Below are 25,317 nucleotides of genomic sequence, written 5' to 3' on the forward strand. Positions count from 1 at the left end.
CGGGACCGGTGCATCAGGGACGCTCAGCCTGGTGAGTCTTCATCGAGAACGACGTCCCGGCGAGGCGAGTTCGTGCATCTCGCCGCGGAGCACGGAACGAATTAGGAGAGGGCGTGACGGCACCGGGACCCGGTTCCATGAGTACGGTGTCTCAGCGGATATTTATCAAGCCCCCTCTTCGTTCCACAATGCGATTGCCATCGTGGAAGCTTCTTCGGGCGTATGAATCTCAAGATTGAGCTGGGCGTCACGGATCCGTACGAGCACCGACTTGAAGCGTGGGCCTGGAAAAAGTCCCATTTTGATCAGGTCGTCCCCTGTGATGAGCGGCGGGGGATCGATGATCTCACTCGGTGTCTCTTCCAAAAAGCGGCGACAGAACGCGATCGGGGCGTCGCTGAGACCCTTCGCGATTCTGACTGCCGTCTCGAGGTTCAGCAGTTCTGCGGCGCCGGGATGAGCAAGGATTCGTTTCAGGCTCGACAGGCTCAGTTTGGGAGCTTCATCCAGTGCCCCGTGATGTTGGGTTAGCCACCCGATTCTCGCGGATTCATCGTTCGACAACTTCATCCGGCGACAGATCGACAGGACCGTTGACGAGGAGGACAACGGCAGCAGAAAGGCTGTGAGGGCAAGTTCGAATGAAGGCTGGTCTAAAAGAGCAAGCGATTGCAGCGTGTGCTTCCAGGTCTCCTGTCCTCGAAACTGACGTAGCTCTGGAAAGATGACCTGGACCAGTCCGACGTCATCTGCCAGTTCGATTGCCCGTCTGCGGTGGACGTCGACCAGCATCCTTTTTATTTCCTGAGTGATCCGTTCCGCACTGACTACGGTCAGTTCCGCGGACATCTCACGGATGGCACTGGCTGTCGCCGTGTCCAGCGAAAAGCCCAGCGTCGCCGTGAACCGGATGGCCCGCAACATCCGCAGCTTGTCCTCGCGAATCCTTTCACGAGGATCACCGATTGCACGAACGACTTTTGCCGCGAGATCACTTTCGCCACCCACGTAGTCCAGCACCCGTTCGTCGACCGGGTCAAAGAACATACCGTTGATGCTGAAGTCGCGCCGATGCGCATCTTCCTGAGGTGTTGCGAATGTAACGTGTTCGGGACGGCGACCATCCTGATAGGGACCCTCAGTCCGGAAGGTGGCAACTTCGACCGTGCCAACGTTAGCAGGTCCGATCACCATGATCACGCCGAAACTGGCACCGACGGCAAGTGTGCGGCGATGTCCAAACAGTTGTCGCACCTGCTCGGGCAAAGCGGTTGTCGCAACATCGTAATCTTTTGCTTCGCGGCCCAGCAGCGAATCGCGAACGCAGCCTCCGGCGAACAGCGCGGTATGACCCGCGTCGCGCAATCGGCGGACAATCTCGATCGCGAATTCACGTTGGGGCGATGGAGATCTCATTCCTTCAGTCTCATCCCGTCGAATGCCACTCACGCAAGACGAGAGCGGCAGGATTACTGTTTATTTTTCCGACTATCCATGACAGTCCTGTGACAACCGCCTACAGTTATGGGACAGGCAGGTCCGACACAAGCGACCGGACATTGTTCACGCTGAAAAATGATGGGGCGTCATCAGAAATTCAGATCGTGGCGGACCAGACGAACTCGTTGACCTGCATGATCTGGAAGTCAGTCTCCCGGGAAGAACATCTGCGATGTGGATCAAAGTGTGTGGAATTCGTGACCTGGAAACCGCACGAGCAGTCGCGGACCTGGGAATCGACGCCATCGGTCTTAACTTTTATTCTCGCTCTCCCCGCTCGGTTTCGATAGACGATGCTACGGCAATTTCGCAGGCCTTGCCGCAGGAGATTGCTCGCGTCGGTGTCTTCGTCAATCACTCGCTGGCTGAGATCACGTCAATCGCGACTTCGTGCCGCCTGGACCTGGTGCAGTTGCACGGAGACGAACCGGCATCCTTTCTGGTGGAACTGGCAAGGAAGCTCCCGGAAGTCAGGTTGGTCAGGGCGTGGAGAATGTCTGCGGACGGCTTGGGGGAACTGATCTCGCTGCTGGAGGTATGCAGCCGTGAGCAGGTCAGACTTGCAGGCTGTCTGGTCGACGCGCACGTGACAGGTCTTTATGGCGGTTCGGGGAAGACTGTTCCCTGGCAACGTCTGGCGGAAGAGTATTCACAGGAAACGTTCCCTCCGTTGATCCTTGCTGGCGGGCTTACCCCCGACAACATTGCTCAGGCCATCTCTGCAGTACGACCCTGGGGCGTGGACGTTGCCAGTGGCGTGGAATCGGCGCCGGGTGTGAAAGACATCGAATTGGCGAAACGCTTCGTGACGAACGCTCGTACTGCGGTTGCCGCAGGATAGATTCCCCGATTCTTGTCCGACACCGAGTGCGCAAGCTCGAAGCATGCGGTTCGCGTTTGAGCTTCCGCAACAGACGACGAGACGGCGAGTCACGATCGGTCCCGTCTGCAGCAGGGCAGACGCGAGGTCAGTCACTGGCCGAAGTCCGCTCCAATTGCTGCATTGTGATCAGTTCATAACGAAAAAGGCCCGCAGGCGATGACTCGACTGCGGGCCTGAACACGTAGGACGTGTCGCCGACGAATTAGTACATATCGTCGTGGTCGCCGTGGCCACCAGCCTTCTTGTCAGCGTCCTTTGGCTTTTCAGCGATCAAGGCATCGCTGGTGAGCAGCAGGGTGGAAACGCTGGCAGCGTTCTGGAGAGCGCTACGGGTGACCTTGCAAGGATCGATGATGCCGGCCTTGACCAGGTCTTCGTACTTGCCAGTCTGGGCGTTGTAGCCAAGACCTTCTTTGCTTTCGGCCACTTTTTCGCAGATCACAGCGCCGTCGACGCCAGCGTTGTTAGCGATCTGGGTCAGTGGTGCGCGGCAAGCGCGAACGATGATGTTGAAACCGGTGGTTTCGTCTTCGTTCAGTCCAGTTGGCTTCAGTTCGAGAGAAGCACGCAGGAGAGCAACCCCACCGCCTGGCAGAATTCCTTCTTCGACGGCGGCACGGGTTGCGTGCAAAGCGTCTTCCACGCGAGCCTTCTTTTCCTTCATTTCGCTTTCGGTTGCGGCACCGACGTTGAGCTGAGCCACACCACCGGACAGCTTCGCGACGCGTTCTTCCAGCTTCTCACGATCGTAGTCGCTGGTCGAGTTGGCGAGTTCACGACGGATCTGTTCGATCCGTGCCTTGATGTCGGCCGACTTGCCCAGACCCTCGATGATCGTGGTGTTGTCTTTATCGATGACGATTCGCTTGGCGCGACCGAGGTCGGACAATTGAACGTTTTCGAGCTGGATGCCCAGGTCTTCGAAGATGGCCTGACCACCAACCATGATTGCCAGGTCCTGCAGCATCGCCTTGCGACGATCGCCGTACCCAGGAGCCTTGACCGCAGCAACCTTGAAGGTGCCGCGGAGCTTGTTGAGCACGAGAGTCGTCAGGGCTTCGCCTTCGACTTCTTCAGCAACGATCAACAGAGGCTTGCCGCTGTTGACGACTTTCTCGAGCAGTGGAACCAGATCCTTGATGCTCGTGATCTTCTTTTCGTGGATCAGAACATAAGCGTCTTCGAGGACGCATTCCATCGAGGTTGGGTCGGTGACGAAGTAAGGCGACAGATAGCCGCGATCGAACTGCATCCCTTCGACGACTTCGTAGGTGGTGTTGAGCGACTTGCCTTCTTCGACGGTGATCACGCCGTCTTTACCAACCTGCTCCATGGCTTCGGCAAGAATGTTGCCGATTTCCGAGTCGCCATTGGCAGCAACGGTACCAACCTGAGCGATTGATTTCTTGTTTTTGCATTCGACGGCTGCGGCCTTCAACTTGGCGACGATCTGCTCGACAGCCTTGTCCATTCCGCGCTTCATGTCGATCGGATTGACACCGGCAACGACGGCCTTGAGGCCTTCGACGTACACGGCTTCGGCGAGAATGGTTGCCGTCGTCGTACCATCGCCTGCAGTGTCAGAGGTCTTGCTGGCAACTTCCCGTACCATCCGGGCACCCATATCTTCGAACTTGTCTTCGAGTTCGATTTCACGGGCGACGGTCACACCGTCCTTCGTCACGGTCGGAGAGCCAAAGCTCTTTTCGATGATGACGTTGCGACCACGAGGGCCCAAGGTCACTCGTACGGTGCGGGCGAGCTTCTGCACGCCGCGACGCATTGCTTCTTGCGCTTCCTGATCAAAGGCGATAATCTTGGCCATTCAGAGAGGCTCCTGGTTGAAAAATAGGGAAAAATCGGATCCGCCGACTCGCGTCAAATCCGTATTGACGGGCGGGCGTCGACGCGGACCGAAAGTTTTTGTGGTCAAGTGATCAACCCGACGCACCCATGATTCTTTCACACAGGTGGCGTCCGGTTTCGATCATCAGCCGTAAATGGCGAGAATGTCGCTTTCGCGAAGCAGCAGGTAGGTCTCGTCACCGACCTTAAGTTCATCCCCTGCATAGGAACTGAAGATCACGTGATCGCCAGGCTTAACCGTCAAAGCGACCTTCTGGCCATTGCTCTTAACGTGTCCTTCGCCCACTGCAACCACATCACCCCGTTGAGGTTTGTCTGTTGCCGAATCCGGGAGCACAATCCCGCCAGCGGTCTTCGTTTCCGCTTCGGCTCGCTTCAGAACCACTCGATCACCGAGGGGGACCAACTTAGGGTCGTTCGAGCCACTCTTCTTTGCCATCTCACCTTACTCCAGAATCGAAACGCGTTTGGACTTCCAACTCGGGACTCAGCCCACAGGCGACACCATTAGCCGGACGTCTGGCTAGCGAACGGCGCGCCAAACTTGTTGAGGATTATTAAGATCAGAATCCATAAAGATTTACAGCGGAACGATGTTTTTGCGGCTCTGCCATGCTGGCCATAACCGAACACGGCGCAGGGCGAGTCTGCCAATCTGACAGCGAATTCTGAAGAAGGCTTAAAGTCCAGGGGACCCAGGGCAGGCGGACCGTTCCTCAGTTGCGTCGGTTGAAGCCACGGGTTTGAGTTTGAGAATCGAGGGGACTTTGCGGAGACACTTTGATAAGCTTTGATTGATGGTTGTTGGTCATCGAAATCGACGGGAATCCCTTTGATGCGTTTGCAACTCTCTTTCATCGTCTACGCTGCCTGGCTGAGTTTCGTCACCGCGGCCCCACTGACGGCCGCGGAACCACACTCCGTGAAGAAAATCGACTTCAATCGCGACATCAAGCCGATTCTTTCCAACGCCTGTTACCGCTGTCACGGCCCCGACCCGGACGAACGGAAAGGAGGAACGGACGGATTACGTTTCGATACTGCCGAGGGAGTTCTTGCGGATTTGGGTGGCTATGCCGCTGTCGTTCCCGGAAAACCGGAGGCGAGTGCGCTGGTTCAGCGGATCACCACGACCGACCCTGATCAGGTCATGCCCCCTCGCGGGGCCGGCAAGCCGCTCACCCCGCACGAAGTGGACCTGCTGAAGACCTGGATTGAGCAGGGAGCCAAATTCTCGCAGCACTGGTCCTATATCGTTCCGCAAAAACCTCCCCTCCCTGCGGTCCAAGACGTCGGATGGGTGAAGAACGGAATTGATTACTTCATTCTGGCTCGCCTCGAAGCGGAAGGGCTGAAGCCAGCAGAAGAAGCGGACCGGTATGCGCTCATTCGCCGCGTGGCACTCGATCTGACCGGATTGCCCCCCACTGTCGAAGAAGTGAACGAGTTCATCAACGATGAAAGTTCGACTGCTTTCGAGAAAGTCGTCGATCGAATGCTGGCCAAGCCAGCGTTCGGCGAGCACTGGGGACTCGCATGGCTCGATCTGGCCCGGTACGCGGACTCCGCCGGATACGCAGACGATCCCGCGCGGCGGATCTGGCTCTACCGCGATTACGTCGTGAAGTCGTTTAATGACAACAAGCCGTTTGACCAGTTTACGATCGAACAGATCGCGGGCGACCTGCTTCCCCATCCGACCGACGAACAGTTGATCGCGACGGCCTTCCATCGAAACACGATGACCAACAACGAAGGGGGAACCAACGACGAAGAATTCCGCAACGTCGCGGTTGTCGACCGGGTGAATACGACGATGGCAGTCTGGATGGGAACGACGATGGCGTGTGCCCAATGCCATACGCATAAATACGACCCCATTACGCAAGAAGAATACTTCCGGTTCTTCGCATTCTTTAACAATACCGAAGATGCGGACCGTGGAGACGAATCACCCCTTCATGCTGTTTACACGGAAGATCAACTTCGTTTGCGTTCAGCGTGGCAGACAGAAGTCGCCCAGCTCGAACAGGTGCTGAAGACCGAAACCCCGGAACTGACAGCGGCCCGTGCAAAATGGGACGAAGCATTTCCCAAAAGCGTCCACTGGAATTCACTGATTCCCCGGCGGGTCCGATCGCAGGCGAATTCGGCCGCCGTCACATCGGCAGAGGGTTCGATCAAAGTGGCGTCGGGCGCGACCAGTGACACCTACACAATCGAAATTCCCGCGACGGGCGAAGTCGTTCGAGCCCTGCGACTGGAAGCGTTACCGGACGAGAAACTGCCGGGGAACGGGCCGGGTCATAGCGGCGGCAACTTTGTTCTCTCGGGAGTAACCGCGGTGCTGGAACCTCCTGCGGGAATGCCAGCACGCGGGCGCTACGTGCGTGTGGAACTTCCTGGCGAGAAGTATCTGTCTCTGGCGGAAGTTCAGATTTATCACGGTTCAGAGAACATTGCTCTCAAGGGAGAAGCCAGTCAGATCAGCACCGCCTATGACGGAGAGGCCAAACGGGCCATCGACGGGAACACGAACGGGGACTATTTCGCGGCGCTATCGACAACGCACACGGGACCGGGAAAAGATCCCTGGTGGGAGGTCGATCTCAAGTCCGACCAGCCGATCGATCGGATCACACTGTGGAACCGCACTGATGGAGCGGGTGAGAGACTGTCAAATTTTCGAATTGTCATTCTGGACGAGAGACGTGAGCCCGTCTGGAAGCGTGACGTAGCACCGCAACCCAATCCCAGCAGCGATTTCGTCGTCGATGGCAACCGGCCGATCGAGTTCGAAGCTGCTGTGGCGGACTATTCTCAGCCCGGCTTCGATGCCGCATTCGTGATCAATAACAAGGATCCCAGATCGAAAGGCTGGGCTGTAGGCGGGGCAACCGGTCAGCCACACAGCCTCACGTTGTTCAGCCGGCAACCGGTGCAGCTACCGTCCGGTTGGACGCTGAAAGTGACGATCGAGCATGCTTCCCAGTTTGCTCATCACAACTTGGGGCATTTCCGCCTCTCAGTGACGAAGGACGAAGGGGTCAACCAGTGGGCGCGGACACCCGCTGCGGTGATCGCCGCGCTGAAGGTCGCACGTTCCAGTCGCAGTACTGCCGAGCAGGATCTCGTGACACAGCACTTCCTGACGATCGCTCCGGAACTGGCGGCGACTCGACAGCAGATCGCGCAACTGCAGAAATTACTGGCAGACCTGAAGCCCGAGACTGTTCCTGTCATGAAGGAGCTCACTGCGAATCGACGAGTGACCAAACTGCAGTACAGAGGGAACTTCGAGGATCTTGGTCCCGAAGTGACGGAGGGGATTCCCGCCGCACTGGGGAGCTTACCTGCGGGTGAACCCGTAAATCGGCTGACGCTGGCAAAGTGGCTGGTCGACCCGAAGAATCCTTTGACAGCGCGCGTGATTGCGAACCGCTACTGGGAACAACTGTTCGGGATCGGGATCGTATCGACCAGCGAAGAGTTTGGTTCGCAGGGGGATCTCCCCTTCCATCCTGAACTGCTCGACTGGCTCGCCTGTGAACTGACCGGACAGTCTGAAGCGACGGCCACCGTCGCGGGTCTCAAGACGCAGCAACCCTGGGATAACAAGGCGTTTCTGAAGACGCTCGTCATGTCGGCGGCCTACCGTCAGTCATCCAGAACAACGCCTGACCTTCAGCAGCGTGACCCCGACAATCGCCTGATTGCCCATGGGCCTCGTTTCCGTCTCTCTGCCGAGACTCTGCGAGATCAAGCACTGTTCGTCAGCGGACTGCTCAGCCGCAAAATGGCTGGTCCGCCCGTCAAGCCGCCACAACCGAGTCTGGGGCTGAGCGCCGCGTTCGGCAGCAGCACGGACTGGCAGACGAGTCCCGGCGAAGACAAATACCGGCGTGGAATTTACACCACGTGGCGGCGATCCAATCCGTACCCTTCAATGGCGACATTCGATGCCCCCAACCGCGAAGTCTGTACGGTGCGTCGTGTGCGAACAAACACCCCATTGCAGGCGCTCGTGTCACTGAATGATCCCGTCAACGTCGAAGCAGCGCAAGCGCTCGCGCGCCGCATCGTGCAAGACGGTGGTCATTCAGTGGCCGATCGCGCGACGTATGGATTCCGTCGAGTTTTGATTCGGCCTCCCCATCCCGTTGAACTCAAGCGGCTGGTCGATCTCTATGAGCAGTCGCTGAAACGGTTCGAGCAAAGTCTGGAAGAAGCGACACAACTCGCGACTGATCCACTGGGCCCTGCCCCGGAAGGGACTCGGATTCCCGAACTGGCGGCCTGGTCCGTCGTCGGGAATGTCCTGCTGAACCTGGATGAAACAGTCATGAAGCGGTAGCGCTTGTTCCGGCACTGCTCTGGTAAACTCAGATATCCGAATTTGTTCCATTGAGGCGACGATCCATGAATCTTCAAGAGAAGCAGCTTCAGCTCAAGACGCGGCGACAGTTTTTGAAAGAGACTCAGTTGGGCGTCGGGTCACTGGCACTCTCATCCCTGCTGGGGTCTTCGTCATCCGGGGCAACATCGTCGGTGATGAACCCCCTGGCACCCAAGGCGCCTCATTTCCCCGCCAAGGCGAAGCGGGTGATTTACCTGCACCTGACGGGTTCGCCCCCTCATCTGGATCTTTACGACTACAAGCCCGAACTCGTACGGCTCAGCGGACAAGATGCTCCGGAATCGTTCATCAAAGGGAAGCGGTTCGCCTTCACGACGGGGACGCCCAAACTGCTGGGGACTCCGCGAACCTTTAAGCAATATGGTGAAGGTGGCGTCTGGCTGTCTGATGCACTGCCAAACTTGCAGACTGTTGCCGACGATGTTTGCGTGATCAAGTCGATGTTCACCGAGCAGTTCAATCATGCTCCTGCGGAACTGCTGCTTTACACGGGATCCGCGCGACCCGGTCGCCCCTCCATGGGGGCCTGGGCTACCTATGGTCTGGGGACCGAGAACGAAAACCTGCCCGGCTTCGTCGTGTTGATCTCCAGTGGAGTCCAGCCGAACGGTGGTAAGAACTCCTACGGAAGTGGATTTTTGCCATCCGTCTATCAGGGAGTTCAGTGCCGCTCCAAAGGGGACCCTGTGCTGTTCGCTTCGGATCCGGCAGGGATGTCGCGAAGCCTGCGCCGAGAGACGCTTGATGCACTGCACGACTTGAATGAACTTCAGGCGGCGGAACTGGGACACCCGGAAACACTCACCCGAATTGCACAGTACGAACTGGCGTTCCGGATGCAGATGTCCGTTCCTGAAGTGATGGATATCTCCAAAGAGACCAAGCAGACGCTCGACGAATATGGGGCTCAGCCCGGTGAAGCGAGCTTCGCTAACAACTGCCTGTTGGCGCGTCGCTTGTGCGAACAGGGGGTCCGCTTCGTGCAGCTCTTCGACTGGGGCTGGGATTTCCACGGAACCGGACCGGGCGAAGGATTGACTGACGGTTTGACGCGGAAATGTGCGACCATGGACAAGCCTGTCGCCGCGCTCATCAAGGACCTGAAGCAGCGCGGCATGCTGAAAGACACGCTGATTATTTGCGGTGGTGAGTTCGGACGAACTCCCTTCCGCGAAGGGCGGACTGCCGCGAGCGCCACCCTGGGCCGCGATCACTACCCTGACTGCTATTCCATGTGGATGGCGGGAGGCGGTGTTAAGGGAGGATTCTCTTACGGTGAGTCTGACGAACTGGGCTTTTCGATCGCCCGGGATAAGGTTCACATCCATGACCTGCAGGCCACGATCATGCACCTGCTAGGTTTCGACCACACGCAATTGACGTATCGATTCCAGGGACGGGACTACCGTCTGACCGATGTCCACGGTGAAGTGGTGAAAGCGGTCCTCGCCTAGCAACGTGAATCGAGAAGGACTTCTTATCGCAACGGGGACGCGTCCGAACAGCGAGACAGGAAGTGATTGAGATCGGATGGCGAGTCGGGGCGGTGTCCGCGTCCCTTCGTCGGATACCCGCCCGACCGCTCCTGCGCCGCGCCGAATCCAAACGAAGTCCCTGGAACAACTCGGACCGTTCTATCGGCGATGGGATCTCATTTTTGCGCTGATCCGCGTCAGTACCGCGTTGGCTCGTTGTTCCGCGTCGCGTCCTGCGCGAGAAATATTTGCTTGAGCGGAGGTCAGGACGTTCTGGACTGTTTTCTGGTAGGATTCAAACTCGTGCACGGTCTGCGACAGTCCCGGGAACGGTTGGCGGGGAACCGCGTACTTCCGGTAAATTTCCTCGAATTTGTAACGTTGTCCCGCACCACTCGTCGTGCCGACGTCGATTTCCTTCACCGATCGGGAGAGTGTCGCGATCGAGTCTCTGAGCCAGCGCCGGGCATCGGTCCAGGCCTGAATGTCCTTGCTGTCACAGATCCGTCGCTCATCGGAATTCAGATCGCGGTTGAGTGAATTCAGTCGCGACAAATTGGAAGCAAGGTCTTTGCGAATCGAACTGATTCTCATTTCCATCTGTTGAATTGTCTGCCAGGTCGATTCGATGGCAGCCAGTAATCGCTGATCGAAATCCGACGTCGTTCCCTGAGCTGCATAGTGGGGTTGGTAGACGGGCGCGGAGGGAACAGTGGCCGCAGTGGGGATCGGTTCGATCCAGACTGACACCTCAAGATTGACGCCGGCGGGCGGGGCGGGAAGAGGGTGATCGAGAAACGGCGAGGTCCCCCCTGCTCCGTCGTATGAGATGCCATTGACGATCCACCCCAGAATCCGTTCCTGGTCGATTCCCGCAAGCAGGACCAGTTGACGCAGCGTCAACTGGCCGAGTAACTGCGCGTCCGAAAACAGGGAGGCGGGAACGACAAGCATCAATCCGTAGGGAATGGCGGGTGGGCGGAACCAGACCCAGAACGCATGTTGTCCTGAAGGGTTAAGCGCCACCGATTCCCAGTTGATGGAAGCAGGCTTCTGTGCGAGCAGCATGATTGACTCGTTCAACCAGAGGTTCCAACACAAAGGCCAGCCCGTGTTCAACGGACTGGCCTCGGTATTATATCAGGTTTGCTGGAGACATCATGTCTGATGGAGTTCATGTGGGGATGAGGTTTGGATGACCGCATCCGGCGCAATCCCGGGCCCCCTTATCAGCGGACCTTGGTCTTGAAGGTGACAACCCCGCCCGTGCGTGGAGGCAGAGGCTTGTCCAGCTCCCAGACCAGGATCTGGGATCCTTCGCCGTTGTCCTGCAGGACCAGTCGACCGTCGCGGTCCGAGGTGGCACTGTCGTCGATGTACTCAAGACGTGGTGTCAGGTTATCAACGATACGGACATGGTAGACTTCCTTGCCTCCCAGATTGTCGTATCGGATGGTGAACTCGATTTCGTCTCCGGAGACCGCCGTATTCTTGTCTGCAAATTTGACGATCCGCAGATCTTCAGGTGACTCACGGTCGTCGATTGCTGTGTAGACGGCCGTCGACTGTTCGAAGTGCCCTTCCAGAGCCATGTCGGTTTTGGATTCGATGACTGGATACTCTTCACGCGTCCAGAGCGAGGCGGCCTGGATACCGTAGTTCAGCCGTGCGGTGTCCGAATCTTCAATCTTGCCGAAGCGGACAAACGTCAGCGACTGGTAGACATTCAGCAGCTTGTCATGCACGGAGGGGCTGCGGAGTTGCGAGACGGTTCCCTGGAGAGCTTCGCTTTCCAGTCCACTGGCTCGCGAACGGACATGAATTCGGCCGGTCATCTCTCGTTTCACACTGTGGGCCGCGCGAAGTCGAGTATGCATCCCGCCTGTCGAAGCGAGTGCACCGACCCCGGCCACTTCGTCGGTGACAGATTCTTCGTGTGGGCGACTCACCGTCCGAACGGACGCGAATCGGGGGGCGTAGATGCAGACGCGGTTCGACGGTCTGATCCGTTCGAAGCCCGCTCGGTTCGTGTATTCCAGAATCGTGTCTTCGGTTTCCAATCCACGGCGGAAGTGTGCATCGTAATGGACGGGAATTTCCCGATCGCCTCCGTCGCACAAGTACTCGTCCGCGTAATTTTCTGGCGAGGGCAAATTGCATACATCGCAGGCCGTCATGCCCGGTGCCAGGGGATGAGGTCCCGCGGCAGCCCAGCGAGGCTCACACGGCAGACATTCGATATCGAATGGAGCTTCCGCGGGGTCGCAGTACTCGCCGGGAGCGGTTCCCAGTGGACCGCGATGGCGATGAATGAATGCGGCTGCTTCAACGTCATCCGGAGACTGAGTCCGCACGCTCGCTTCCGTCATTCCCGTATGGCTGACCTGGTCGACCGAAGGGGCCTTACGAATCGTTACGACACCCGCTTCAGGCTGGTTGTGGCTGAGCTGCTGGATGTCGGTCGAATGAGCCCTCTTCGCGGTTGTGGATCCCAGGCCCTGTCTGGACGGAGCTTCTGATACCTCGTTATAGATCGCCTGCACGGGCTTGTTTCTCGCCGCGGCGGTTCGGGTGTGAGGACCCGTTGCACAGGCACTGCAACTGAGCGCAAGGCCGACGGCGCTCCAGCCGAGCAGCGTGCGTCCGAATCGGTGGGATAACGAGATCATGCGAGGACCTGCATTAATTGCGTTGTGGGCAAGTTCGTTCGGAATGGTGGGAACCATCAAGGGTGAACAGCGCTGAGTCATAACGTGGCCGTAATGAGAGATCAGCGCGATTGACCTGTCTCAGGGCCGCTGATTCAGGCAGCCGGGTTCTGTGTGATTCAAGTGACTCTGTTGTCCGTTGTACGTCGATCAGGCGACAGGATTTTCCTGTGCCCTCAATCCAGATGGCTGCGTGCTTCTGTCTCTTTGTGGCTGACTTTGACTTTCTTGACCGAGACGACGCCCGCGTTGGCGGGCCGTTTCACCTGGTTGGTTCGACGGGCCTTCATGGCGGCGAGAACCTCGGGTTGCTGCATGCGGATGGGGCCGCCAGGACCGAAGAACGTCGGATCAGGCTGGTTTGGGTCTGGGGTTCGGCCACCAAGCCGGACAATCGCCATGGGACGTCCTAGCAGATCCGCTTCCGCCAAGGCATTACGCGAGGGTTCGATGGTCGTAATACGGGGCTGAGCGTCCAGGACTGAGGGGGGAACCCGGTCAGGTTGCTCAAGGTAGACAACCTTTGTGACAAGGCGTCCGTTCGCGGCCCATTCGAGTTCTTCCAGCGTCAGTTCGAATTCGATCGGGAAGTCTTCGACATTACAGTTCGGGGGGTGAAGCCGGTCGACGAGTTCGATCGAGGGATAAAAGTCGATTCCAGGGAACTCAGGCATGTCGTGGATGCGAAGTCGGTAAACATGCCCCACGACGAGGCTCACCTGAGCCGGGGCGATGGCGTCGTACGAGCGGTGCTGTGCACCTTCGTAGAACGTCACAGTTCCGGATGTGGGTAATGAGACGCGAACGGGCTGGAAGTATTCAGGTGTTCCCCGACCCACGTTCATCGCCCATTGGGCGTAAGTTCCAGGTGGCGTCATTTGATTGAGTGGAAACTGACGCCCACCCACGGCAGGGTACTGCTGTGCCGAGACTTTCAGTACCGGCATCGTCAGTGTGGCAATCAGTGAGAGCCAGAGGATCAACGAGATCCGGTTCACGATAATTCGCCTTTGGGATAAGTGCCGTTGACGATCAGGTCCGACGTATGTGCGGGGCAAGTGTGCCCAGCGTGTTCAACTGATTCAGCCTGCTTGCGATGTAAGGGACTCAGCCCGTATGCACCAGGCATCCGGGCTGAGTGGATCGCATGTCCTGTCAGGCGTTATTGCATTCCGGGGGGACAGTAGGCGTCGGAAGGTCCGAATCCCTGTCCGGGTCCCATCGCCCGAAGCTGACCTGCGCCCGGAGCGTTCCAGGCAGGATTGGAGAGCTCGCCGGGGCGGTAGACGGGATGCTTCTCGGTGTATTCGACGTACCGGACAGGCTCAGGCAGGCTGAGGCCCGGTTCGTGTTTGACGTCGATCAGCATGTGGTCCACTGGTTTGGGCAGGTCCATGCGGGTTCGATTTCGCACGGTGTGCGATTTCAGACCAGCGGGGCCACCCAGCGGAATGTGTGGAGGACCGGGAAGTCCGATGGGTGTTCCGGTGATGGGCATACCCCATGGTGGCATGTTACCGCCCGAGATGGGGGCTCCGGGCATTCCCGAACCAGCCACCATCATTGCACCAGGAATACCTGGGCCGTATCCACTGCCGCCTGCAGGACCGATTGGCATGGGGGGAACGATTTCTCCACGGTTTCCGTCGATCTGGTAGTGAACCTGATCAACAGGCTCTCCATCCGCGGAAGTCAGGGGACCGACTCCCTGGCTCCCTTGCATTTCGAGGTCCATGTTACCGATTCGCAGGACAGCCATGATGGTGCCTCGCTTGTCGGCTTCCTGGATCGGATCGACCCCAGGATCGAGTCGTGTCGAGACCAGGGTCTCAACATTGGCGATCGCCAATTCCTGGAAACGGGCATCCGGCAGGTAGATGACCTTGGTGACGAAGTTGTTGCTCTCGATCTGATCGAGGTCTTCTTCCGTCAGTTGCAGTGGCACGCTGTTGTGTGCGAGATAGGCCTCGGTGTTCGGGTGTGTTGGATACACCTGAAGGGTCGGATAGAGCGTCAGCCCTTCGCGACCTGGAATCCCGTTGAACTTCAGGCGATAGGTCGCACCCTGCATGAAGTTGTACCGGGCGGGTGTGACGAGCTGGTGCTCGGCATAGCCGTTGGGAACCTGCCAACCCACGCTCATCCCATCCGGTCCGATGAACCGGACCTGCGAGCTGGTCGGGGCGAAAGTGCGACCATTCGGTCCGCACGGCGCTCCTCCAACTCCCCCCCCACCACCACTGGCCATCATCGCCAGTACGCCGGGTCCGGGTCCATCGACCATCGGACCGGGACGCATCATCATCGCGGCAGGGGGAGCGTGGTATTCTCCCTTATTCCCCGCGTGGTGATTCAATCCTGCGAGATTGGGGCCTCCCAATCCTGAGCTCCGGGCATGCTCTTGATGACCGTCCATGGCGCAGCCGACGCACACTACGACGACCGTGCCCAATGCGAGAAAGTACAGCTTCATTGCGATCCCTCTCGGGACAGGCTGCGAAACAGTGTCGATATCTTGATGGTCAGCCATTATTGCCAGCCTCTCGCCACATCGTCCCGTCGCCGGTCCTGTCGAATCCCTTCTGTTTAGCCTTGTGACACGTTTTTCCGTCGACCTGTGCATCCGTTTCCAGTTAGAATGCCGGGCGTCGCGATTCGATTTCATTTGAACGGACTCGCAACACGTCATTAACTGGTCTATCGTGGCACCTTGGTCTGCTCTTCTCTTTTCGGAAGGAACTGCGTTGCATCTTTGGCAAATCCGACATATTCCGAATCGCCCACAAACCTTGCTTAGTTTGACCCTCGCCGCTGCTCTTTCCGTGGCGATTGTCGTAACTGTTGGATATCCAACGGGTTTCGTTGCAGGCCAGACAGAGGACGAAGCAGCCCCGGCGGGAAACAGCCCCGCCAGCCAATTAGACCCTGCGGAATTTTTCAAGCAGGTCCGGCAGGAACTGCAGACCCACCAGTCTGTGAAAGCGGACTTGAGTCAAAGCGTGTCAATCGGCGACCAGCAGTTCAAAATCACAGGGCAATACCTTTCGTCGGGGAACTCGGCGGAAGGGATGAAGCTGATGTTGAACTACTCTGTCGTTCCCGATCAGGGTGTGACGGGGCAGATTCTTGAAGTCTGCGACGGAAAGGAATTGTGGACCGTTTTGACGCTGCCCGATCTCAAGCGGGTGACTCTGCGGAACGTCCTGCAGATACAGAAGGCTGCCGCTGCCGCCAGCAAGAAGAGCATTCCTGATTCGACACTGAACGCTGAACTGGGGCTTGGGGGTTTAAACGCGCTGCTGGCCTCGCTGGAACGGACCGTTGACTTCGACGTCATCAAAGAAGAAGCGAGCGAGGGGGGACCGCGGACGATCATTCAAGGGAAATGGAAAAGCGAAATCCTTCAGCGATTCCCCAAGGGCAAAGATAACTCGCTACCCGCGTTCGTCCCCGACCTGATGCGGTTGTACGTGAACTCAGACAACCTGTTCCCCGAACGGCTGCTGTATCTCAAGCGACAGCCGGAATCGAAGAAACTACGGCCGCTCGTGAATCTCGAGTTTCGCAATGTCGAGCTGGATACACCCGTCGATGATGACGCATTCAAGTTTGATATTCCTGATGTCGTTCCCGAGGACGTCACGAAGATCTACCTGGATCGCATCAATGGGGTCACCGAAACCGCGCCCCCTGCCAAGTAGCCAGAGGCTGCTCTCCCGGTAGAACCGGTGATCCCGGAAACGGACGGAATCGATACTCAAGCAATCGTTTGTGCGGGTTGCCGTCGAGCCGTCTCGAACAATAATCCCTGGCGCTCCCGACTGCCGTACGCAGCGCGTGCTCATTGAGACCACCCCTAACGTTCGCAGGAAACCGTCGTGCCTGAACCTGAGCCAAGCCCCTATGATGCCCTGCTGGTCGTTTCGTTTGGCGGACCCGAAAAGCCAGATGATGTGATTCCCTTCCTCGAAAATGTGCTCCGCGGCAAACCTGTTCCTCGTGAACGGCTGCTGGAAGTGGCAGAGCACTATCACCATTTTGACGGCGTCAGTCCGATCAATGCACAGGTCCGCGACTTTATCGAAGCGCTGCGCGGGGAACTCGAACTCGCCGGAATTCGATTGCCGATCTACTGGGGGAACCGGAACTGGCATCCTCTGCTGCCCGATACGCTACGGCAGATGGAACAGGACGGTGTCCGTCGTGCCTTGGCGTTTGTCACCTCGGCTTTCAGCTCATATTCGGGTTGTCGGCAGTACCGTGAGAATATCGAGAACGCCCGCAAGGAAGTCGGCCCCGGTGCACCGCAGGTCGATAAGCTGCGTGTGTTCTACAACCACCCCGGCTTCGTGGAAGCCAATATCGATCACATTCGGACTGCGCTGAGTCAGCTTTCGGCCGAGAATCAGACGCAGGCCAGAATCGCGTTTACTGCGCACAGTATTCCTCTTTCCATGTCCCGGAACTGCAAATACCAGCAGCAACTGGAAGAGTGTTGCCGGCTGATTGCGGAGTCGCTAGGTCTGCCCGCCGATCGGTGGAGTCTCGTCTATCAAAGTCGCAGCGGGAGACCCACGGACCCATGGCTGGAACCGGACATTGGCGATCATTTGCGCCAGATCCATTCGGAGGGAACGCGTGCCGTCGTCATCGCCCCGGTCGGATTTTTGTCCGATCACATGGAAGTCCTGTACGATCTGGATGAAGAAGCCCGCATCATCTGCGAAGAAATTGGTCTTGAGATGGCACGTGCCGCAACGGCCGGGATTCATCCCCGGTTCGTCGCAGGTATTCGTGAACTGATTGAAGAACGGTTGGGACTGCGGACGGAGCGTCGGGCGATGGGACAATACGGTCCCAGCCACGATGTCTGTCCTGCCGACTGCTGTCTCTACACAATTCCCCAAAGGCCCGCACCGTCAACGCCTGCAGCCAGTTGATTCGGGGACGTATCCCAGCAGATTGATCTTTGAGGTGTCGTTAATGACGCAAAGGGGAAGTGCTGATCCTCACGCCGCTCTGCACGAGAGTGGACCGGCCAAGACCGACGCTCCTGTTCGCATCGCCTTCTGCATTACGGATCTGGATCGAGGGGGAGCCGAGCGGGCGCTGGTTCAACTGGCCTGCCATCTTGACCGGACCCACTGGGAACCCCACGTAATCTGTCTGGGACCCCGTGGTGTGCTGGTCGATGAACTCGAAGCCGCCGGAATCACCGTGGTGTGCCTGGGGGCGCGTGGCCTCGGCAGCACCCCTTGCGTGTTGTGGCAGTTGGTGAAGGAACTGCGCAGATTCAAACCTGCGATCGTGCAGACGTTTTTGTTTCACGCGAACATCCTGGGGCGTATAGCGGCCCGGATCGCAGGCATTCAAATCGTCGTCTCGGGGGTTCGCGTCGCGGAACGTCGCAATCGCTGGCATGGCTGGATTGATCGCTGGACGAACTTTCTCGTGCAGACCAACGTCTGCGTCAGCCGCGGGGTGGCGGAATTTTCGGCCACTCAGGGGGGACTCTCTCCTCGGAAACTCGTCGTCATTCCCAACGCGGTTGAGGCAGACAAGTTTAAAGGTATCCCCGCCGCCGACCTCACGAAGTTGGGTATCCCTGCGTCGAGTCGCGTCTGCATTTCCGTCGGACGACTGGAATGTCAGAAAGGATTCGATGTTCTCGTGGACGCGATCTCGCGGATAAAGCCCCTCCCTGCGGATGTCTACTTCCTGATCGTGGGTGATGGACCGGATGCAGATCGTTTGGGGCAGCAGGTCGAGCGACTGGGGCTGGAGCGGCAGATTCGCTTCCTGGGGCGACGTGACGACGTTCCAGAGCTTCTCGCGGCCTCACAGCTGTTCATTCTGTCATCCCGGTGGGAAGGGATGCCAAACGTCGTTCTGGAGGCGATGGCAGCGGGCCTGCCAGTGGTCGCGACGGAGGTTGAGGGGATCGCTGAGCTGATCCAGGATGGCGTCAACGGAGTCACCGTGCGGCCGGGTGAAGCCCCCCCGTTAGCGGCAGCGATCGAGTCCTGTCTGGCCCGCCCCGAGTTCCTTGCCAGTGCGGGGTTTGAGTCGCAACACATGATTCAGAAGAGGTTTACGCCATCAGTGGCAGTCTCTTCCTACGCTCAAATCTATCGCGAGTTGCTTGAACGATCCCCGATTTAGCTCGCGCTCAAATTTTTCCCAAAATCGTAAGTCCAATACGGAGAAAGGGTCTAGGAACGGCTCTGGAGTGCCGACGGACCGGCGCGTCTGTTTCTTGCTTGAACAACAGAAAAGCCTTGCTACATTTGGGCCACCGTGGGGACAAGTGGGGAAGAATGGTGACGAATGGCACTAACGGGGACATATCTCCGCACGCTGGATGAAAAACGTCGCCTCGCGGTTCCCAAACGCGTTAAGGATGATTTTGCGGAAGAAAATCTTGAGAGTCTGATTGTCGCGCCTGGTACGGAGAAGTCGCTGGTGGTCTACTCGCCCAAAAGCTTCGATCAATATGCAGCGAGGCTGTCGGGTGCTCCCGAGCACCAGCGATACATGCGGCTGTTTTACTCGTCTGCCGAGCGATTGGAGTTCGACAGTCAAAGTCGGATTCGGATTCCGGACCGGCTGGCCGATTACGCCGGACTGAAGCGCGATGTCTATCTGCTGGGTGTTCAGGACCACGCGGAATTGTGGGACAAGGAAGCATGGGAAGCGTTCATGAACACGCATTCACCTGAATTTGATCAACTCGCCTTGAAGGCGATGTCGTAGATTGGAAGGGCACGAAGAATCCCGCTGGCTACCGGGCTATGCGGAGCGGTCAGACATGAGGTCGGCCACGGAAGGATGTGACGAGAACGCGCGGCAGCATCGCGTCACAGGTCATTCGCCCAATCCTGGCGCAGCCGCCGGGCGGAATGGATTCCGCCCGCGGCGAGTGACTCTCTCTCGTAAGACCAACGTCCGAATCCATTTCCTGACTGAGATGGACGCCGTGCTCTCTCTCCTTAATGGTCGGTTGCTCCTCTTCCATCCCGCGAAACCGCAGGCGACTCGTTGTGCCGGTCGCCGCTGGTTCCGGTCAACTGAAATCATTCTACCCTTCAAATCTCAGGGCGGGATGTTGGGGATTCCTCGCCTTCAAACGACAAGTGGGACTGCTCAAACATCTCGAGTAGAAGAGGTTCCATCTCTCGCCAAATCGGTTCGTAGTAGGTGTCTATGCGGGAAGCCTGTTCACCGTTGCCTTCGCGGGCCAGCACTCTCTCAAGGTAACGAGTACGTTCTCCAAACCAGTAATAATGGTGTCGAAGCACATTGGACTCACCGACCAGGCTCGGGATGTTATGCAGCATTTCCATTTCAGCTTCGATCCAGTCTGGGTCTTTTGAATCGACAGCCTGCCGCAAGACCAGGAAACCGACTTCCAGCAAGTCGAGATAGAGATTCTCCAGTTCCGTCATTCGGTTCTCTTTCAAAGCAACTTCTTGGGGATGTCGATCTTCGAGTTTAAGCAAGCCATTGAGAACGGTGCTTCCAGGTGAACTCGAAATCAGGTTAGCGATGCGCCGCACACTTTACGTCGAAGGCTGACTTGCCCGTTGATTTGCGGTTTGCGGGATCTATTATTTTATCTGTCACCGGAAGCGCCGCCGATGTAACGATCCCTTTCTCCTGACAATGGAATGTGATCCCCTGCTCGACCAATTGAAAACCGCTACCCGGCAACTCCACAACCGATTGGAGGCGCGGGTTGATATTCTGAATCGACTCGGTTCCCTGCAGGCGTACCAGCAACTGGTGGCGGCCTTCTACGGGTTTTATGTCCCGATTGAAAAGCGACTCGATGGAGTTGGACTGAAACAAGTCGGGCTCGATCTCGCTTCTCGATGCAAGGTCCCCCTGTTGCTCGCCGATCTCCGTTTATGGTCGATCGATGCTGATTCCCTGCCCTGCGCCGTGGCTTTGCCGGCATTGAACTCCGTCCCGCAAAACCTGGGATGCCTCTACGTTCTGGAAGGTTCCACCCTCGGTAGTCAGATCATCAAGCGACTGCTGTTTCAGCATCTGGGTATCGACGAAACTAATGGAGGCGCATTCTTCAACGCATACGGCGATCGCGTCAGGCTGATGTGGGATCAGTTTCGGCAAGTGGTGATTCAGTTTGCCTCTGAAAATCCGCAGCACAGCGACGCGATGGTCTTAGCGGCGCAGCAGACCTTTATTCAACTCGAACGATGGTTTGATCAGACGCTCGATCGATCACACACGGTTCGACAGACTGGCGACGATCGTCAATAGCTCTTCCTGTTCGACAGGCTTGGCGACGTGGGCCTGGAACCCCGCCATTAATGCACGTCGGCGGTCATCCCCGCGGGCGTAAGCGGTCAACGCGACGGCAGGCGTTTTCTCTCGCTTCAGTTGAGCCTCAAGTGCACGCCATTGCCGAATGAATTCAAAGCCATCTTTGCCTGGCATTCCGATGTCCGAGATGATCACGTCGAACTTCTGTGTTCGCAGAACGTCGAGCGCTTCATCGGCCGAGGAACAGGTTTTCACTTCGCATTTTCTTTCGACCAGCACCTGCCGCAGTAAATTTCGGGCGTCTTCATCGTCGTCGATTTCGAGAATCCGCAGTCCCGACAGGTCGAATCCGCTCGAGGTGGCGATCCCTTCCTGTGAGGCATCTTTATCGTTTGGCGGTAATTCTGGAGCATGGATCGCCCGAATCGGCAACGAGACCGTGAAGACCGACCCCATGTTTTCGCCCCGGCTATAGGCGCGCACATTGCCCCCATGGAGTTCGACAAGGCTGCGGACAATCGACAGGCCCAGGCCAAGCCCCCCGTGCACTCGCGAGGTCGACGATTCTGCCTGGCGGAAGCGGTCGAAAACATAGGGTAAAAACGCATGATCAATTCCCTGTCCCGTATCCGAAACGGATACTTCGACGTGAGAGTTGATCTGCTGGAGGTGAACCTGGACCAAGCCTCCGCGAGGTGTAAACTTCACCGCGTTGGAAAGCAGGTTCCAGATCACCTGCTGCAATCGATGCGGGTCACCCGTCGTACGCAAGTTGTTCAGCGGATCAATTGATGCCTCAATTCGCACCCCTTTCGCACTGGCCGTCAGCCGTACCGTGTCCAGCGCCGAGTACACGATTGAAGGGAGATGCGTGTCCTGAAGGTCGAGTCGCAGCTTCCCTGAGATCACGCGACTCATGTCGAGTAGATCCTCGATCATCTGGGCCTGAGCTTTCGCATTTCGTTCGATGACTTCGATGCCATTGGAAACGTCGGTGGGAAGCTGGGACTGCCGTTTGAGTAGTTGTGAGTAGCCGAGTATGGCATTGAGCGGAGTTCGTAACTCATGGGACAGAGTGGCAACGAAATCATCCTTCATCTGACTGACTCGTTCACTCTCGGTGCGTGCAGAACGTTCTGCCTGCAGTGCCTTTTCTCGCTCTTCACTGGCGAGTCTCAGATCCGTATTCGATGCAACAATGATTTCCGTCCGCCGAATCATTTCGGAAACCAGCTCTTCCCTCAATCGGCGTACGGCGTCCACTTCCACTTCCGTCCAAGGCATACTTCGCCCTCGGACGATTTCCTTCCAGAGCGAAAATGATCCGCGCGGGCTGAGTCGCACATCATCGCCCGAGCCCTTGGTAACACTCTTTCTGGGGTCTCCCGCCCATTCCACATTTCGCTCTTTTTCCGCGCGAAACCAGAAGATTTGATGAGCTCGAGAACGCGACAGAGAAATCGAGAGGAATCCGGCCGCGACATTCCCCAGGAGTGCCGATCCGAAGACGGTTTCCAGTCCATCCGTCGCGTAAAGTGGGTCTTCAAACTTCTGCTGGACGACCCATTTCGAGAGTTGCTTGAGGACTTCCTCGCTTGGAGTATTGCCTAGTCGGACGATGCGGTCGTTCAGAATCAGGGCGGTACCGTCCGAAGGAATCAGTGCCAGAAGATCTGGTTGCCGATCAACAAGGGCCGCGGCGATGTCTTCTGTCTGCTCGACATTGACCATCATCGCTTCGATGATCTTTTCAGCATTTTGCTGATAGATTTTTTTCTCGCGGTCTTCTGCTGCGGCGAGAGATAATGACATGACCTGACCCAGCAATTCACAGGCGGTTCGGACGTCGTAGGGAACGTATCTCGGTGAGTAGTGGTGGCAGGCAATCAGGCCCCAGAGTTTCCCGTCTCGAATCAGTGAGACGGACATGGTTGCTGCGACCCCCATATTCCTCAGGTATTCCAGATGGATGGGGGACACGCTGCGCAGTACGGAGAAACTCATGTCGAGCGGTTGCTGATCGGGCAACGTAGAGTCCGAGATGACAGGGACCGGAACGTAGTCGCGGTCGGCGATAAATCGCAACCAGTTTCGGGTGTAGAGCTCGCGGGCCTGCCTGGGGATGTCTGAGGCTGGGTAGTGCAAACCGAGGAACGGTTCCAGATTGTCTCTTTTTGTCTCTGCAATCACCTGACCATTCCAGTCGTCGTCAAAGCGATAGGCCATCACCCGATCAAAACCGCTGATCAGCCGAACTTGTTCAGCACACAACTGACAAAGCGCAGTGACGGAAGTCACTTCTCGCATTCGCGCGATCGCCGATTGGACGAGCCGATAAAGCTCAGGGGTCGAGTGATCGCGGTGATCCGCATTCGGTTCGAGTTCCAGGAATAGGTACTCACCGCTTCGATGTGCGATTGCATCAAAGAATCGGGGAGAAGGGCTGACCGGGCCGTCCAGCTGCACGGTCACCATGTACTGAGGGAGGGAACCGGCCTTGTCGCTGGATAACTGTTGTGAGTACTCGGCCCGTTTTTCCGCAGGAAAGAGATCGGTCAATCCGCTTCCCAGCACCTTTTCAGGCGGTACGCCACAATGTTTGAGGAAATTGGCGCTCACATGGGTGACTCTCATCGTCTCTGCCAACGCTGCGATGAAAACGCCATGCGGCTGGATAGCGCCGGGTTGATGTATCGGCTCACGATCACAGTTGGTCAAATTGAGGTCATTTGGGTTCATAAGCTGCCCGTGACGTGGGACGAAGGGTTCACCGCTATCTTATGATGGCGGCACCGTGACTGCATGGAAGCATGGTCAAACGGAATAGAAGCAACTCGCGCGCCACTGGGAGTCAGCGGGCAGATTCATTCCGCTTCCTGGCCCAGGAGCGCCTCCGCGCATTCCCGTTTTACGCGAAAAGCCTACTTCACCGCTTCATTCAAAGCCTCCTTCACTCGAGAACATCTCAAGCTGAAGAGTCCCTGCAGAGTGGGGTATCAGAATTCGCTGGCCTGCATTCGGTGTGATCTTCTTCGCTGAGAAGGCTTGGCGCGTCGGTTGGATCACGGTGGGGCTTCGAAACGGAGAAACCGCAGAGCGGGCGACGCGGGGAATGCCTCTGAAATTGTGTGACATGGGATCGATCAACCACAGCGCGCGGTAAAACGTTCAGCCAGCACGTTGTCGTTCCAACGGTACCCATAGACCGGGGGTTTTCATAAGATCTGCAAGACTCAATTTCTTTTCTGCCATGCGAGACTTCTGAAGATGAACTTGAACAAATCCCTGTTTGCGATCGCGACCTGCGTTCTGTTGTGCCAATCGGCCCTCGCTGAAGAAACGGGGCCACTGGTCATGGCTCATCGCGGGGGCGCACATGAGTTTGAAGAGAACACAATGGCGGCCTTCCGGGCCTGTTACGACAAAGGAATTCGTGGGTTTGAGACCGATGTGCGTATGACAAAAGACGGCGTGCTGGTCATCCTCCATGACGACAGTCTTGAGCGAACACATAACGCCAGTGGCCCCGTCGAAAGTAAGACTGCCGCCGAACTGAAAGACGTGGTTTCCAAGAAGGGACAACCGTTTCTGTTTCTGGACGAACTGCTGGATTACTTCTCCGACAAGCCCGGTGTCTATCTTGAGCTGGAAATGAAGGTCAGTAACAAGAATCTGTATCCGGATGATCGCATTCCCGAATTCTGCAAAGCGCTCGTGCAGGCAGCCGAGGCAAAAAGGCCAAAAGCTTCGATCTACGCCTACACTTCGTTTGACGAACGTCCGCTGAAGGAAGTTCGCAGTCTCAATGAAGATGTTCAGACGCTGCTGATTGCTGGCAAGCCCCTTTCAGAAGATTTCATCAAGCGGGCCAGAGACCTGAAGGTCAACTATATCGGCTGCCAGCTGAGCGGCACCTCGCGTACTATGGTGAAAGAAGCACAGAAACAAGGCTTTAAAGTTAATTGCTGGCCGGGACACACGATCCAGGACTATCACCTCTGTCTGGGCCTGGGTGTGAACGTTCATTGCACCGACATTCCCATGTCCGTGCTCAAGGTGAAAGAGAAAATTCACTGACCCTGTCACGCCGGAGTCTGCGTCCGACATGTGACCCGATCAAAGTCCCTTATTCGAGCGGATCGGCACCGAGGCTGTCGACCATTTGATGTCGCTGCTCGCATC

Annotated in this window: 18 protein-coding genes; 9 read left to right on the plus strand and 9 right to left on the minus strand. The window is 57.3% G+C overall.

Annotated features, from left to right (window positions below; genetic code table 11):
- Window positions 1-165: 165 nt before the first annotated feature.
- Window positions 166-1,416 (minus strand): CCA tRNA nucleotidyltransferase, encoded by a 1,251-nt coding sequence (locus tag ACGY09_RS23110; RefSeq protein WP_397569610.1) that lies wholly within the window; start codon window positions 1,414-1,416, stop codon window positions 166-168.
- Window positions 1,417-1,672: 256 nt separating this feature from the next.
- On the opposite strand from ACGY09_RS23110, the gene ACGY09_RS23115 reads away from it, so the two are divergent.
- Window positions 1,673-2,341 (plus strand): N-(5'-phosphoribosyl)anthranilate isomerase, encoded by a 669-nt coding sequence (locus ACGY09_RS23115; protein WP_397569611.1) that lies wholly within the window; start codon window positions 1,673-1,675, stop codon window positions 2,339-2,341.
- Window positions 2,342-2,585: 244 nt separating this feature from the next.
- Here ACGY09_RS23115 and groL read toward each other — a convergent pair whose 3' ends face one another.
- Together groL and groES are read right to left on the minus strand one after the other, a co-directional pair.
- Complete coding sequence (gene groL / locus ACGY09_RS23120) at window positions 2,586-4,208, minus strand: chaperonin GroEL (protein ID WP_373652610.1); 1,623 nt, start codon at window positions 4,206-4,208, stop codon at window positions 2,586-2,588.
- Window positions 4,209-4,373: 165 nt separating this feature from the next.
- Window positions 4,374-4,688, minus strand: a complete 315-nt coding sequence (gene groES, locus ACGY09_RS23125; RefSeq protein WP_373652609.1) for a co-chaperone GroES — start codon at window positions 4,686-4,688, stop codon at window positions 4,374-4,376.
- A 396-nt stretch (window positions 4,689-5,084) separates the two neighbouring features.
- Here groES and ACGY09_RS23130 point away from each other — a divergent pair, with 396 nt between their 5' ends.
- A complete protein-coding gene (locus ACGY09_RS23130; protein ID WP_397569612.1) occupies window positions 5,085-8,603 on the plus strand; it encodes a DUF1553 domain-containing protein in 3,519 nt (1,172 codons plus the stop codon).
- 65 nt (window positions 8,604-8,668) lie between these two features.
- Window positions 8,669-10,120, plus strand: a complete 1,452-nt coding sequence (locus ACGY09_RS23135) for a DUF1501 domain-containing protein (RefSeq protein ID WP_397569613.1) — start codon at window positions 8,669-8,671, stop codon at window positions 10,118-10,120.
- A 180-nt stretch (window positions 10,121-10,300) separates the two neighbouring features.
- Here the strand turns inward: ACGY09_RS23135 and ACGY09_RS23140 are convergent, their stop codons facing one another.
- The 4 genes from ACGY09_RS23140 to ACGY09_RS23155 all read right to left on the minus strand — a co-directional run bounded on the left by ACGY09_RS23140 (window position 10,301) and on the right by ACGY09_RS23155 (window position 15,322).
- The gene (locus ACGY09_RS23140) at window positions 10,301-11,209 is read right to left on the minus strand and encodes a hypothetical protein (protein ID WP_397569614.1); all 909 of its coding nucleotides are present in this window, start codon (window positions 11,207-11,209) and stop codon (window positions 10,301-10,303) included.
- 161 nt (window positions 11,210-11,370) lie between these two features.
- On the minus strand, window positions 11,371-12,810 hold the full coding sequence (locus ACGY09_RS23145) for a hypothetical protein (RefSeq protein WP_397569615.1): 1,440 nt from the start codon (window positions 12,808-12,810) through the stop codon (window positions 11,371-11,373).
- Between the two features lie 215 nt (window positions 12,811-13,025).
- Window positions 13,026-13,847: a hypothetical protein gene (locus ACGY09_RS23150; protein ID WP_373652604.1), complete on the minus strand. Its 822-nt coding sequence runs from the start codon at window positions 13,845-13,847 to the stop codon at window positions 13,026-13,028.
- Between the two features lie 164 nt (window positions 13,848-14,011).
- Window positions 14,012-15,322, minus strand: a complete 1,311-nt coding sequence (locus tag ACGY09_RS23155; RefSeq protein ID WP_397569616.1) for a hypothetical protein — start codon at window positions 15,320-15,322, stop codon at window positions 14,012-14,014.
- 271 nt (window positions 15,323-15,593) lie between these two features.
- Between ACGY09_RS23155 and ACGY09_RS23160 the strand changes: the two genes are divergently transcribed.
- The 4 genes from ACGY09_RS23160 to ACGY09_RS23175 all read left to right on the plus strand — a co-directional run bounded on the left by ACGY09_RS23160 (window position 15,594) and on the right by ACGY09_RS23175 (window position 19,602).
- On the plus strand, window positions 15,594-16,550 hold the full coding sequence (locus ACGY09_RS23160) for an outer membrane lipoprotein carrier protein LolA (RefSeq protein ID WP_397569617.1): 957 nt from the start codon (window positions 15,594-15,596) through the stop codon (window positions 16,548-16,550).
- Window positions 16,551-16,727: 177 nt separating this feature from the next.
- Window positions 16,728-17,789, plus strand: coding sequence for a ferrochelatase (locus ACGY09_RS23165; protein WP_373652601.1), 1,062 nt, complete (start codon window positions 16,728-16,730; stop codon window positions 17,787-17,789).
- A gap of 43 nt (window positions 17,790-17,832) precedes the next feature.
- Window positions 17,833-19,011: a glycosyltransferase gene (locus tag ACGY09_RS23170; protein WP_397569618.1), complete on the plus strand. Its 1,179-nt coding sequence runs from the start codon at window positions 17,833-17,835 to the stop codon at window positions 19,009-19,011.
- 165 nt (window positions 19,012-19,176) lie between these two features.
- Entirely contained in the window at window positions 19,177-19,602 is a 426-nt protein-coding gene (locus ACGY09_RS23175) for a division/cell wall cluster transcriptional repressor MraZ (protein WP_373652599.1), read from the plus strand.
- Window positions 19,603-19,934: 332 nt separating this feature from the next.
- On the opposite strand, the gene ACGY09_RS23180 is transcribed toward ACGY09_RS23175, so the two are convergent.
- Entirely contained in the window at window positions 19,935-20,294 is a 360-nt protein-coding gene (locus ACGY09_RS23180) for a hypothetical protein (RefSeq protein WP_373652598.1), read from the minus strand.
- 217 nt (window positions 20,295-20,511) lie between these two features.
- On the opposite strand from ACGY09_RS23180, the gene ACGY09_RS23185 reads away from it, so the two are divergent.
- A complete protein-coding gene (locus ACGY09_RS23185) occupies window positions 20,512-21,132 on the plus strand; it encodes a biliverdin-producing heme oxygenase (protein ID WP_373652597.1) in 621 nt (206 codons plus the stop codon).
- Here ACGY09_RS23185 and ACGY09_RS23190 read toward each other — a convergent pair.
- Entirely contained in the window at window positions 21,094-23,874 is a 2,781-nt protein-coding gene (locus ACGY09_RS23190) for an ATP-binding protein (protein ID WP_397569619.1), read from the minus strand. The two genes, ACGY09_RS23185 and ACGY09_RS23190, sit on opposite strands and share 39 nt — an antisense overlap.
- 528 nt (window positions 23,875-24,402) lie before the next feature.
- On the opposite strand from ACGY09_RS23190, the gene ACGY09_RS23195 reads away from it, so the two are divergent.
- Complete coding sequence (locus tag ACGY09_RS23195; RefSeq protein WP_373652595.1) at window positions 24,403-25,212, plus strand: glycerophosphodiester phosphodiesterase; 810 nt, start codon at window positions 24,403-24,405, stop codon at window positions 25,210-25,212.
- The last annotated feature ends 105 nt before the right edge of the window (window positions 25,213-25,317 follow it).

This window comes from Schlesneria sphaerica (genome assembly GCF_044336245.1).
GTDB classification, from domain to species: domain Bacteria; phylum Planctomycetota; class Planctomycetia; order Planctomycetales; family Planctomycetaceae; genus Schlesneria; species Schlesneria sphaerica.